The sequence below is a fragment of the Streptomyces venezuelae genome, assembly GCF_008642295.1.
In the GTDB taxonomy this organism is placed as follows: Bacteria; Actinomycetota; Actinomycetes; order Streptomycetales; family Streptomycetaceae; genus Streptomyces; species Streptomyces venezuelae_C.
This window is the reverse complement of the sequence record NZ_CP029190.1, coordinates 4,198,253-4,210,536: the sequence shown is the minus strand read 5'-3', so window position 1 is coordinate 4,210,536 and position 12,284 is coordinate 4,198,253. Positions and strand designations below refer to the sequence as shown.

Genomic DNA, 12,284 nt, shown 5'->3' with positions numbered 1-12,284 from the left:
CCGGCCCCGCGGGGCGCATGCGCGGTTACTCGTACTGGGTGCGCAGCGCCGTCCGGCGGGTGTCCGTCCAGGCGGGCCAGTCCGCCGGGGTGCCGGAGAGGTACGACTCCAGCAGCAGGAAGTGCTCGTGCCAGCCGGCCAGGCCGGCCGGCAGGTCGGCCTCGGAGCCCTGGCGCTCGTTGGTGAAGCGGATCAGGGTGGAGTCGGTGCCGAGCGGCTCCAGGTGGAAGCGGATCCGGCCGTGTTCCGCGAGCGTGTACTCCGCAACCCGCTCCACGTCCCAGGCCGTGACCCGGCCCGAGTACAGCCGCCCCGGACCGGTCAGCCAGCGCAGCGCGACCGCCCCGCCCAGGTGCCGCTCCAGGACCTCCGCCTCCGCCAGCCAGCCGCGCAGGCCCTCCGGCGTGGTCAGGGCCTGCCAGACCGTTTCGTACGCCTCGGCCAGGTGCGGCGCGAAGTGCAGCAGCCAGTGATCACCGTCACGGCGCTCGCCGGTGCCATGTGCGATGGGCATGGCACCAGCGTCCCACTCCGGGGCGTCAGACGCCCGCGTACGAGTGCTTGCCGTTGAGCAGGATGTTCACGCCGTAGTAGTTCCAGATCCAGCAGGCGAAGGCGAACAGCGCCAGGTAGGCGGCCTTGCGGCCCTTCCAGCCGGCGGTGGCCCGGGCGTGCAGGTAGCAGGCGTAGGCCACCCAGGTCACGAAGGACCAGACCTCCTTGGGGTCCCAGCCCCAGAACCGGCCCCAGGCGTCGTTCGCCCAGATCGCGCCCGCGATGATCGTGAAGGTCCACAGCGGGAACACCGCCGCGTTGATCCGGTACGCGAACTTGTCCAGCGAGGCCGCCGAGGGCAGCCGCTCCAGGACCGAGGAGGCGAACCGGCCCGCGGTCCCGCCGCCGGCCAGCCGGGCCTCGTAGGAGTCCCGGAAGAGGTACAGGACCGTGCCGGCCGCGCCGATGTAGAAGACCGCGCCACAGAAGATCGCCGTGGAGACGTGGATCCACAGCCAGTACGAGTCCAGGGCCGGCACCAGCTGGTCGCTGTCGGTGTACAGCCACTTCGTGGCGATGCCCAGGTCCAGCAGGACGGTGGTGACCAGGATCAGGCCGAGCCAGCGCACGTTCTTCTTCGCGGCCAGCAGCACCAGGTACGCGCCCACCGCCACCGTGGAGAAGGTGATCGAGAACTCGTACATGTTGCCCCAGGGGGCCCGCTGCACGGACAGGGCGCGGGTGACCACGCCGGCCGCCTCGATCAGGAAGGCGAGGGCGGTCAGCGAGACCGCGATCCGGCCGTACATGTCGCCCTGCTCGGTGTCACCGCCCGCGCCGGGGCCGTCCGGGACGTCCCGGCTGCCGGCCGCCGCGCGGGTGACCACCTGCGGCCGGTCCAGGACGGCCGTGCCGCCGCCCTTCGTCCGGACCTGCACCGCGGGCGCCTTCGCCCCGCCGGTCAGCGCAGCCGCCGTACGGCCGACCTTGCTGCGGCTGCCGAAGACCCACTCGGCGATGTGCGCGAGGAAGGCGAGCGTGTAGACCGCCATCGACGAATAGATCAGGTAATTGCTGATCTCGGCCAGGTTCTCGTTGGCTGCGACTGCGAGCGGAGTCATCCACGCTCTCCTTCAACGGTTTCTTCGACAGGATCCTCGGACGAGGCGGGCGCCGTGGGCGCCCGGTCGTGCAGCGTGGCGGCCAGCTCCGCCAGTTCCTCCGGGAGCCGCGCGGACTCGCTGCGGCCGAGACCGGCCAGCTCGACCACGGTCACCCCGTCCGGGCCGGGCACCGCGCGGACCCAGATCCGGCGGCGCTGGATGAACAGCGAGGCGGCCAGCCCGAGGACGGCGGCGACCGAGCCCGCGAGTGCGAGGCCGTTGCCGGGCTGCTGGGAGACCTGGAAGGTGGCCCAGCGCTCGATGCCCTCGAACTTCACCGAACCGGCGCCGTCGGGCAGGGTCATGGTCTCGCCGGGCAGCAGCTTCTGCTTGAAGACCTCGCCGTTGTCGCCCGGGAACTTCTGCATCTTGCGGGTGTCGAGCTGGTACACGTTCTGCGGCAGGCCCGAGTCCACGCCCAGGGAGCCGTGGTAGGCGCTGAGCGCGAGCACCGGGAAGTCCAGCGCCGGGAACTGCGAGAACATCGTGCCCTTGCCCTCGCCGGCGTAGGTCGGCACGAACCAGGCGGCGAAGCCCAGCTGGGTCTTGTTGCCGTCCTTGCCGCGGTAGCCGTCCGGCACCTTGATCGCGCCGGAGGAGGTGAGGTTGGAGTCCTGCGGCAGCATCGGCACGGCGTCCTTGAAGATCACCTTGCCGTTGCGGTCGGTCACCGAGACGATCGGCGCATAGCCGTGGCCGAGCAGGTAGATCTTGGAACCGTCGACGTCGAGGGGCTCGTTGACCTCGATCTCGGCCTTGCGGGGGGTGCCGTCGGCACCCTCGCGGACCGTGACGTGCGCCTTGAAGTCGCGCGGGGTGCCCTTCTGCGGGCCGGTCTTCTCGAAGGTGGCGTCGAACCGGTCCAGGGTGAAGCTGAACTTCGGCAGGTCGTCGACGTCGAAGAGGCTGCCGGACTTGAAGTCGTCGTACTGGGTGAGGGTGTTCGAGAAGCCCTTGCCGCGGAGGACGAGCTTGCCGCCCTCGGACTTGAAGAGCTGGCCGGCCGCGAAGGCCACCAGCATCACGATCAGGGCGATGTGGAAGAGCAGGTTTCCGGCCTCGCGCAGGTAGCCCTTCTCGGCGGCGACCGCGTCCCCGGCGGTCTCGGTGCGGAAGCGGCGTCCGCGGAGGACGGACTGCGCATGGGCGAGGACCTCCTCCGGGGCGGTCCCGGTGCGCCAGGTCGCGTAGACGGGGAGCCGCTTCAGCCGCTTGGGGGCGGCCGGCGGGCGACCGCGCAGCTGGCCGGTGAACTGCCAGGTGCGCGGGACGATGCAGCCGATGAGCGAGATGAAGAGCAGCAGATAGATCGCGGAGAACCAGAACGAGGTGTAGACGTCGAAGAGCTGGAGCTTCTCGGCGGCCGGCACCCAGAAATCGTGGTCCTGCTTCCACTGGGCGACCTTCATCGGGTCGACCTGGGTCTGCGGGATCAGCGAGCCGGGGATGGACCCCAGAGAGAGCAGGAGCAGCAGGATCAGCGCCACCCGCATGGAGGTGAGCTGGCGCCAGAACCAGCGGGCCCAGCCGATGACCCCGATGCCGGCGGGGGCGGTGTCCTGGCCGCCGTCCTCGACGGGTGCGGTGGACAGCTGGGCGGCGGCCTCGCGGTCGGCGGCGGCGTCCGTGCCGGTGGCCTCGCGGTCGGCGTCCGTGCCCGGGGCCTCGCGGTCGGCGGCGGCCTCCGTGCCCGTGGTGTTGTCGGTCGTACTCATGTGATGTGACGTCCTCAGATCCCGACGGTGAAGCCGCTGGTCCAGCTCTGCATTTCCCACACGATGCTGTTCCAGATTCCTGTGACGAGCAGGATGCCGGTGACGATCAGCATGCCGCCGCCGATCCGCATCACCCAGGCGTAGTGCTTCTTGACCCAGCCGAAGGCGCCGAGCGCCTTGCGGAAGGCGACGGCGGTGACGATGAACGGCAGGCCGAGGCCCAGGCAGTAGACGGCGGTCAGGCTCGCCCCCCGGACGGCGCTGGCCTCGTTGAAGGAGAGCGTCATGAGGGCGCCGAGGGTGGGGCCGGTGCAGGGGGCCCAGCCTATGCCGAACAGGACACCCAGCACGGGCGCTCCCAGCAGACCGGCCGCGGGCTTCTTGTGGAAGCGGAACTCCCGCATCGTCAGGCCGGGGATCCAGCCCATGAAGAACAGGCCGAGGAGGATCACCAGGACGCCCATGACCCGGGAGATGGTGTCCCCGTTGGCCTGGAGGGTCCGGCCGAACTCCCCGAAGAGGGCGCCGCCGGAGACGAACACGGCGGTGAAGCCGAGGACGAAGAGCGAGGCCCCGGCGAGCAGCCGGCCGCGCCGGGCCTCGGCGAGGTCGGCGCCGCTGGCCCCGGTCACGTAGGAGAGGTAGCCGGGGACGAGCGGCAGGACGCAGGGCGAGAAGAAGGAGACCAGTCCCGCGAGCAGGGCGATGGGCACGGCCAGCAGCAGGCCGCCGCTCAGTACGGTCTCGTTCACGCCGGTCTCGGCGGCGAGGGGCAGCACGGGGGTCAGGGGGGCCACGGAATCACTTCTCCGCGAGCAGCGGGTCGATCATCTTCTTCAGCGTCTCGCCGCTGATCGCCACCAGGGTGCGGGCCGCGATCCTGCCGTCCTTGTCGATCACGATCGTGGAGGGGATCGACTGGGCGCTGAGCGTGTTCTTGGGGAACCGGAGCATCAGCCGGCCGTCGGGGTCGAAGAAGCTCGGGTAGGTGATCCCGTAGTCCTCGTCGAAGTTGAGCGCGTTCTGCTTGCTGTTGTCGCGGGTGTTGATCCCGACGAAGGCGACGGGCTTGCCGGCCGCTTCCATCTCCTTGGAGACCTTGGCGAAGTCGGGCGCCTCGGCACGGCACGGCGGGCACCACGACCCCCACACGTTGAGGACGATGACCTTGCCCTTGAGGGAGGCGGTGTCGAGCGTCTTGCCGTCGATGGTCTCGCCGTCCAGCGTGGGCGCCGCGACCCGGTCCGCCTTGGCGACGGTGGAGACGCCGGAGGGGCCGGTGACGTAGTTGCCGCCGGCCGAGCCGGTGGCGGTCTTGCCGCCGTCGGAACACGCCGTGAGGGTGAGGCTGCTCGCGAGGGTCACCGCGGTCAGCAGGATGGGGGCGCGGCCAATTCTCATGTGAAAAGTTTCGCATGGGCATATCAGGGATCTTCCGCACCCCCCGGGACACCGCCCAGCCGCCGCTCCGCCGCTGATCAGGCGGCTGATCAGGCGGCTGCCGGCGGACCGCCGAGGGTTCCCGGGCCCGGATCCGGCGCCGCTGTCGCGACGCCAAGTCCGAGCCCGGGCACCCCGTTTAGGGCCTTATGCCCCAAATGCCTTGGACTTGCCCTTCACCGGCTTCGCCCCTGCGAGCAGATGCGCCGGAACCAGGTCCCGGGCCGGCTCGCTGTAGCCCACGGAAACGATCCTGTCGCCCTGGTACGTGAACGAGGTCAGCGAGGCCAGCGTGCACTGCCGGCGCCGCGGGTCGTGCCACAGCCGCCGCTTTTCCGCGAAGCTCCGCACGATCCAGATCGGCAGCTGGTGGCTGACGCACACCGCCTCGTGGCCGCGCGCCGCCTCGCGCGCCGCGTCCAGCGCACCCATCATCCGGACGACCTGCTCGACGTACGGCTCGCCCCAGGACGGCCGGAACGGGTTCGTCAGGTGCTTCCAGTTCGCCGGCTTGCGCAGCGCGCCGTCACCGACCCCGAAGGTCTTGCCCTCGAAGACGTTCTCCGCCTCCAGCAGCCGGGCGTCCGTGGCCAGGTCCAGGCCGTGGCTCTTGGCGATCGGCGCCGCCGTCTCCTGCGCGCGCTCCAGCGGGGAGGACACGACGTAGGTGATGTCCCGGCCCTCCAGGTGCTCCGCGACCCGGTCGGCCATCTGCCGGCCGAGACCGGAGAGGTGGTAGCCGGGCCGGCGTCCGTACAGCACGCCGTCCGGGTTCTCCACCTCGCCGTGCCGCACCAGGTGGACGACGGTGATGTCGCTGCTGCTCATGCGGTGGCCTCCGCGGCGGCGCGGGCAGCGGCCGGCAGCGCCGCTGCGATCCGCTCGACCGCCTGCTCGTCGTGGGCGGTGGACACGAACCAGGACTCGAAGGCCGACGGCGGCAGGTAGACGCCGTTCGCCAGCATCGCGTGGAAGAACGCGGTGAAGCGGAAGCTCTCCTGCTGCTTGGCGTCCTCGTAGTTCCGTACCTCGTCGGGGGTGAAGAAGACGGAGAACATGTTGGAGGCGGTCTGCAGCCGGTGCGCCACGCCCTCCTTGGTGAGCGCGCCGGTCACCAGCTGCCGGATCTCGGCCGACACCGCGTTGACCTTGTCGTACGCGGCCTCGTCGAGCAGCCGCAGCTGCGCGAGGCCGGCGGCGGTGGCCACCGGGTTACCGGACAACGTGCCCGCCTGGTAGACCGGCCCGGCCGGCGCCAGGTACGCCATCACATCGGCCCGGCCGCCGAAGGCCGCGGCCGGGAAGCCGCCGCCCATGACCTTGCCGAAGGTCATCAGGTCGGGCTTGACGCCCTCGACCCCGTACCAGCCGGCCCGCGAGGTGCGGAAGCCGGTCATGACCTCGTCGGAGACGAACAGTGCGCCGTTCTCCCGGCACAGGTCGGCCAGGCCCTGGTTGAAACCGGGCGCGGGCGTCACCACGCCCATGTTGCCGGGGGCGGCCTCGGTGATCACACAGGCGATCTCGCCGGGGTGCGCGGCGAAGGCCGCGCGCACCGCGTCCAGGTCGTTGTAGGGGAGCACGATCGTGTCGCCGGCCTGGGCGCCGGTCACGCCCGGGGTGTCCGGCAGCGCGAAAGTCGCGAGACCGGAACCGGCGGCGGCCAGCAGCGCGTCCACGTGACCGTGGTAGCAGCCGGCGAACTTCACGACCTTGGCGCGGCCCGTGAAGCCGCGGGCCAGGCGGATGGCCGACATGGTCGCCTCGGTGCCGGAGGAAACCAGCCGGACCTGCTCGACGGGCTCGATACGGGAGACGATCTCCTCGGCCAGCGCGACCTCGCCCTCGCCGGGCGTGCCGAAGGAGGTGCCGCGCGCGACGGCCTCCTGCACGGCGGCGATCACTTCCGGGTGGGAGTGGCCGAGAATCATCGGCCCCCAGGAGCACACGAGGTCGACATACTCACGGCCGTCGGCATCGGTGAGGTACGGACCGGTCCCGGACACCATGAACCGGGGCGTACCACCCACGGCGCGGAAGGCACGGACCGGAGAGTTCACGCCGCCGGGGGTCACGAGGGACGCGCGCTCGAAGAGCGTCTGCGAAACTGGGGCTTCATACGTGTACGGGTAGCTCACACCAGCCATGGTCTCAGAGGCGGCGACAGTCTTGCGGGCGGGCGTTTCACCGCTGCGGCGCGGGGGAGGTCACTGCCATGATGATCGGGCTGCGTGGCGGGGGCCACGGGGCCGGGGCAGGCGCAGGCAAGACCAGTCGGGTGGAGATATGCAACGCGGTGGTGGACCGGGCGAGGGTACGGACGGCCTCGACCCGCAGCGCGCCCGCGAAGCCCGGGAGGCCCGCCAGGCCCGCCGTCGCGGCGGCAAGCACCGGCGCGGTTCGGCCGAACCGGCGCCGAGCCCGAACGCAGCCTCGTCCGCCGACGCAGCCGATGGCGAGGACGGCGGCGTCGGGGGCCGCGGCATGGGTGTGACGTACAAATACTTCGGCGCCCCGGACGGCGCCACGGCCGCGCGGGTCCCGGTCACCATGCGGCCGGAGGAGCTCGGCGGCGACGAACTCGGCATGGGCGGCCTGTTCACCAAGATCAAGCCGGAGACGATGGCCGCCATGGTCCTGACCGGCATCGAGGGCATACCCCTGCACAAGGTGCCGCCGCTGGAGCTGGTGGTCCTGCACCCCGACTACGCGGTGGTGAAGCTCCCCATGACGGTGGTCGAGCCGCTCCGCGACCTCGGCGAGGAATCGGTGGGCGCGGCGGCCTTCATCTGGTCCACGGTGCCGGACCGGGGCGGCCCGAGCGACGCGTTCAACATCTACCAGCTGCTCCACGAGTGGCAGGACTTCTCCCTCCGCCTGCACGAGGCGGGCCACCAGCCGTACTGCCTGGTCTGGCCCTGACCGTAAGGTCGTGCCCATGGACACGAAGCCGGCCGTACAGCTGATCCCGTGGGCCGAGGGCGAGGACTTCGTCCTGCTGCTGCGGCAGAACAACTCGCCCGCGATGACCCGGTTCCTCGGAGGCCCGGAAACCGACGAACAGCTCGCCGACCGGCACCGCCGGTACCTGGCGCTGAGCGCCCGCGAGCCGGCCGCCGGCCGGATGTTCATGGTGATCCCGGCGGATGGCGGCGAGCCCGTCGGAACGGTCGGCTTCTGGGAGCGCGACTGGCAGGACGAACCCGTGTACGAGACGGGCTGGGGCATCCGGCCCGAGTTCCAGGGCCGCGGCCTGGCGCTGGCGGCGGTGACCTCCCTGATCGCCCACGCCCGCACCCATGGCACCCGCCCGCACCTGCACGCCTTCCCGGGCATCGACAACGCCGCCTCGAACGCGGTCTGCCGCAACGCGGGCTTCGAACTCCTGGGCGAAACAACCTTCGAGTACCGGGGCACGAACCACCGCAGCAACGACTGGCACCACCCGCTCCGCTGACGCAGGGGCGTCGGAACCCGGAAAACCGGTCCGCCCGGCGGCACGGCCAATGGCATGCTGGGGTTCGTGAACGGACCAGACATTCACCTCACCCTCGCCCCTGAGCTGCGCCTCTTCGCCCCGCCCAGCCGGCGCGCCGACCGCATTCCGACCCCGACCGACGGCGCCTCCAGCCTCGGCCATGTCGTCGAATCCGCCGGGGTTCCGCTCACCGAGGTCGGGCGGCTCCTCGTCGACGGCCTGGAGGTGCCCGTCTCCTACGTGCCCCGGGCCGGGCAGCACATCGAGGTGCAGGGGGTCAGCCGCCCCCAGGAGGTCCCCGGCGCGCCGCTCCGCTTCCTGCTCGACGTCCACCTCGGCACGCTCGCCCGCCGCCTCCGGCTCCTGGGTGTCGACGCGGCCTACGAGAACGAGGACATCGGCGACCCCGCCCTGGCCACCCGCTCCGCCGCGGAGCGCCGGGTGCTGCTCTCCCGTGACCGCGGGCTGCTGCGCCGCCGCGAGATCTGGGCCGGCGCGTACATCTACAGCGACCGCCCGGACGACCAACTCCGCGACGTCCTGGGCCGCTTCGCACCCCGCCTGGAGCCCTGGACCCGCTGCACGGCGTGCAACGGCCCGCTGCACGCCGCCGACAAGGACTCCGTCGGCGACCGCCTCGAAGGCGGCACGCACCGCTCGTACGACGTCTTCGCCCAGTGCACCGACTGCGAGCGCGTCTACTGGCGGGGTGCCCACCACGCCCGCCTGGAGCGGATCGTCTCGGAGGCGGTCGAGGAGTTCGGCAACGCGCCGGGAGCCTCCGTCTGAGGCTCCCGCGCCATGCCACCCCGGTGGCTCAGAAGGCGTAGACGTCCCCGGTGTCCAGCGCCAGCACCACATGCCGGTTGTTGTGCACGTTCCGGTCGGTCGCGCCGCCGTTCCACCAGGTGTCGATCCGCAGGGTGACCTCGGACGGCCGTTCCTTCAGCCGCAGCGCAAGCCCGATGTGCCGGCCGTGCCCGTGCTCGGGCAGCGCGCCCGTCTCGCACACCACCTCGCGCAGGCCGGCCCGGGCGCAGCCCTCGACAAGCGGCTGCCGGTCGGCGAGTTCGGCCGACAGCCGGAGCCGGAGGGTGGCGGTGGGCAGGGCGGCGGGACCCTGGTTCTCCGGGATCAGCAGGATGCCGAGGCGGCCCGCGGCCAGGGACACCCGGCCGTGATAGGCCACATCCGCCTCCGGTCCGCCCCCGGCCGCGCCGGCCGTTCCCGCGGCCCCGGCCACGAGCACCACGGCCAGCGCGGCCGACCCGGCCGCCACTGCTCTCCGTACGACACCACGACGCACCACCGCCACCACCTCCACACGCGGAAGGTAACCGGCCACCCGGGCACACAGTCGGACCATCACACGAACGAGGGCGGGGCGACGGCCATCTGCACGCCCCCGGCACCCCGGCCCGCCACCTCGGCCCGGCATCCCGGCCCCGGCACCCCGTCCCCCCGGCATGGGACCCTTCCGGACATGCTGATCTTCCGTTCCGCCGCCCTGTTCGCCCTCGCCGCCCTCCTGGAGATCGGCGGTGCCTGGCTCGTCTGGCAGGGCGTGCGCGAACACCGGGGCTGGATCTGGATCGGCGCCGGAGCCATCGCCCTCGGCCTCTACGGCTTCGCGGCCACCCTCCAGCCGGAGGGCGACTTCGCCCGCATCCTCGCCGCGTACGGCGGGGTCTTCGTCGCCGGTTCGCTCGCCTGGGGCATGGTCGCGGACGGCTACCGCCCGGACCGCTGGGACGTGACCGGCGCGCTGATCTGCCTGGCCGGCATGGCCGTGATCATGTACGTCCCGCGCGGGCGCTGACGCCTGCCGGCCTGCCTATCCTGGCCGGAACGCACACCGTACGTACGTCCATACGAGGAGCTCCGCACATGAGCACGGCCACCCGTACCGCAGTCGTCACCGGAGCCAGCAGCGGCATCGGCGCGGCCACCGCCCGCCGGCTCGCCGCCGCCGGGTACCACGTGGTCCTCACGGCCCGCCGCAAGGACCGCATCGAGGCGCTCGCCGAGGAGCTGCGCGCGGCCGGCCACTCCGCCGCCGCACAGACCCTGGACGTCACCGACCGGGCCGCCGTGGACGCCCTCGCCGCCTCCCTGGACCGCTGCGACCTGCTGGTCAACAATGCGGGCGGGGCACTGGGCGCCGAACCGGTCGCCACCGGCGACCCCGCCGACTGGCGCACCATGTACGAGGTCAACGTCCTCGGCACGCTCCACATGACCCAGGCCCTGCTGCCCGCGCTGGACGCCTCCGGCGACGGCACGGTGGTCATCCTGTCCTCCACGGCCGGGCACGCCACGTACGAGGGCGGCGCCGGCTACGTCGCCGCCAAGAACGGCGCCCGTGTCCTCGCCGAGACCCTCCGCCTGGAGATCGTCGGCCGGCCGGTCCGGGTCATCGAGATCGCCCCCGGCATGGTGAAGACCGAGGAGTTCGCCACCACCCGCTTCCGCGGCGACACCGACAAGGCGGCGAAGGTCTACGCGGGCGTGGCCGAACCCCTCACCGCCGACGACGTGGCCGACACCATCACCTGGGCGGTGACCCGTCCCAGCCACGTCAACATCGACCTGCTGGTGGTCCGCCCGCGCGCCCAGGCCTCGAACACCAAGGTCCACCGCGAGCTCTGACCGTCAGGTGCGCGCCCGGCCGCCGATGCCCTGCCGGTCCGCCCGGTCGGCGATGGCGCGCCGGGCGGGGTCGGCGAACCCCCGCTCCACCGACTCCCGGAGCAGCGCCAACTCCGCCCGGACCGCCTGCCGGTGGTCCGGCGGCACGGTGTCGAGCAGGCCTTCGAGCAGGGCGCGCAGCCGGCGGCAGATCTGCACGGAGGAGGCCCCGTACTCACGGATCTCGCAGACGGCGAGCTGCAGGTAGGCCTCCCAGTCGCGCCCGGGCACCACCAGCCGCGGCCGGCCCCGGCCGTCGGCCAGCACATGGCGGCCGGGCAGCCGGCCGTTGCCCGCCACGTGCAGGAACGACTCGATGTGGTTGAGCACTTGCACCGCCGTCGTGGGGTCGTTCACCGCCGGCGACAGGGCCCGGATGGCGATGTCGACGAGGATCCTCAGGGCGAAGGCGGGATCCTGCTCGATGGTGCGCTCGGCCCCGAGAGCCACCAGCCCCATCACCCGCTCCGGATCGGGCGCCGGCCTGCCGCCAACGTGGCCGCCGCCGTGGACCTCGACGAGCACGGCGCCAGGCGGTACGGAGTCCCCGATCAGGTGGGTCACCACGAACACGCAGTCGTGGCGCTCCGCCTCGGCCAGCAGCCCGGCCACATGGAAGGCCTGGATGGCGCCCCCGCGTCCGCACCGCACCTCGGCCACCGGCCCCCCGGAAGGCCCCCCAGCCGGTACGGACGCACCCTCGCGCGGTGCCGCCCCGCGGAGCACCGCAGCCCCCTCCAGGAACATGCCCTCCCCCATGCGTCCGACCAGATCGGCGATGGCCACGGGCCGGAGGTTGTGGGTGAACCGGTTGAGATAGACGAGCAGGAGCAGCAGGCTCACGGCCACCGCAACACCGGCCAGCGTGACCCCGAGATCGGGAACGGAATCCTGCTCGATGCTGCGCAACAGGGAAAAGGAAAAGGCGAACGTCCCGGTGAAGGTCGCCAGCACGGCCTTTTGCAGCCGGTCCCGGTACCACAGTCGCATATAGCGCGGGGAAAGGGTTCCGGTCGCCTGCTGGACCACGAGAACACCGATGGTCACCACGAATCCGAGCAGCGCCACCATTGCCCCGACAATTGCACTGAGCACGCCGCTCGCCGTACTGGCGGAATAATCCCAGCCGCTCGGCATCCAGCCCGCGCCGTCCACGCTCATCGCCCATTCGGCGAGCACGACTCCGAGGACCAGCCCGACCAGCGGCACCATCCACAGGCTTGCCTTCGCGTACTGCCGCAGCCTGAACCTGGCCGCCCAGGACACCATGGGAACACAGTAGGGCCGGCCGCCCGGATCCGCTCG

General features: G+C 71.8%; 14 protein-coding genes. 5 read left to right on the top strand and 9 right to left on the bottom strand.

Going from position 1 to position 12,284, the window contains the following annotated elements; all coding sequences use genetic code 11:
* Positions 1-25: 25 nt before the first annotated feature.
* The 7 genes from DEJ50_RS18765 to hemL form a co-directional block, all read right to left on the bottom strand.
* Positions 26-514, bottom strand: coding sequence for an SRPBCC domain-containing protein (locus DEJ50_RS18765; RefSeq protein WP_150209130.1), 489 nt, complete (start codon positions 512-514; stop codon positions 26-28).
* Between the two features lie 25 nt (positions 515-539).
* Positions 540-1,616, bottom strand: coding sequence for a c-type cytochrome biogenesis protein CcsB (ccsB, locus tag DEJ50_RS18760; RefSeq protein WP_150209129.1), 1,077 nt, complete (start codon positions 1,614-1,616; stop codon positions 540-542).
* Complete coding sequence (locus DEJ50_RS18755) at positions 1,613-3,373, bottom strand: cytochrome c biogenesis protein ResB (protein ID WP_150209128.1); 1,761 nt, start codon at positions 3,371-3,373, stop codon at positions 1,613-1,615. Before DEJ50_RS18755 ends, ccsB begins: the two co-directional genes overlap by 4 nt.
* 14 nt (positions 3,374-3,387) lie before the next feature.
* On the bottom strand, positions 3,388-4,149 hold the full coding sequence (locus DEJ50_RS18750) for a cytochrome c biogenesis CcdA family protein (RefSeq protein ID WP_150212214.1): 762 nt from the start codon (positions 4,147-4,149) through the stop codon (positions 3,388-3,390).
* 25 nt (positions 4,150-4,174) lie between these two features.
* A complete protein-coding gene (locus DEJ50_RS18745) occupies positions 4,175-4,774 on the bottom strand; it encodes a TlpA family protein disulfide reductase (protein WP_150209127.1) in 600 nt (199 codons plus the stop codon).
* A gap of 186 nt (positions 4,775-4,960) precedes the next feature.
* Positions 4,961-5,641: a histidine phosphatase family protein gene (locus DEJ50_RS18740; protein WP_150209126.1), complete on the bottom strand. Its 681-nt coding sequence runs from the start codon at positions 5,639-5,641 to the stop codon at positions 4,961-4,963.
* Positions 5,638-6,960, bottom strand: coding sequence for a glutamate-1-semialdehyde 2,1-aminomutase (gene hemL / locus DEJ50_RS18735; protein ID WP_150209125.1), 1,323 nt, complete (start codon positions 6,958-6,960; stop codon positions 5,638-5,640). Before hemL ends, DEJ50_RS18740 begins: the two co-directional genes overlap by 4 nt.
* A 139-nt stretch (positions 6,961-7,099) precedes the next feature.
* On the opposite strand from hemL, the gene DEJ50_RS18730 reads away from it, so the two are divergent.
* From DEJ50_RS18730 to DEJ50_RS18720, 3 genes are all read left to right on the top strand, one after another.
* Complete coding sequence (locus DEJ50_RS18730) at positions 7,100-7,735, top strand: hypothetical protein (RefSeq protein WP_150209124.1); 636 nt, start codon at positions 7,100-7,102, stop codon at positions 7,733-7,735.
* Between the two features lie 16 nt (positions 7,736-7,751).
* Positions 7,752-8,270, top strand: a complete 519-nt coding sequence (locus DEJ50_RS18725) for a GNAT family N-acetyltransferase (protein WP_150209123.1) — start codon at positions 7,752-7,754, stop codon at positions 8,268-8,270.
* 66 nt (positions 8,271-8,336) lie between these two features.
* Positions 8,337-9,080 carry a Mut7-C RNAse domain-containing protein gene (locus tag DEJ50_RS18720; RefSeq protein ID WP_150209122.1) on the top strand — a complete coding sequence of 248 codons (744 nt, stop codon included), beginning with the start codon at positions 8,337-8,339 and terminating at the stop codon, positions 9,078-9,080.
* A 28-nt stretch (positions 9,081-9,108) separates the two neighbouring features.
* Here the strand turns inward: DEJ50_RS18720 and DEJ50_RS18715 are convergent, their stop codons facing one another.
* Entirely contained in the window at positions 9,109-9,615 is a 507-nt protein-coding gene (locus tag DEJ50_RS18715) for a hypothetical protein (RefSeq protein WP_150209121.1), read from the bottom strand.
* Positions 9,616-9,774: 159 nt separating this feature from the next.
* Between DEJ50_RS18715 and DEJ50_RS18710 the strand changes: the two genes are divergently transcribed.
* Positions 9,775-10,110 carry a YnfA family protein gene (locus DEJ50_RS18710; protein ID WP_150209120.1) on the top strand — a complete coding sequence of 112 codons (336 nt, stop codon included), beginning with the start codon at positions 9,775-9,777 and terminating at the stop codon, positions 10,108-10,110.
* Between the two features lie 68 nt (positions 10,111-10,178).
* Positions 10,179-10,940, top strand: a complete 762-nt coding sequence (locus DEJ50_RS18705; protein WP_150209119.1) for an SDR family NAD(P)-dependent oxidoreductase — start codon at positions 10,179-10,181, stop codon at positions 10,938-10,940.
* A gap of 3 nt (positions 10,941-10,943) precedes the next feature.
* On the opposite strand, the gene DEJ50_RS18700 is transcribed toward DEJ50_RS18705, so the two are convergent.
* The gene (locus tag DEJ50_RS18700; protein ID WP_190344571.1) at positions 10,944-12,248 is read right to left on the bottom strand and encodes a DUF2254 domain-containing protein; all 1,305 of its coding nucleotides are present in this window, start codon (positions 12,246-12,248) and stop codon (positions 10,944-10,946) included.
* Between the last annotated feature and the right edge of the window lie 36 nt (positions 12,249-12,284).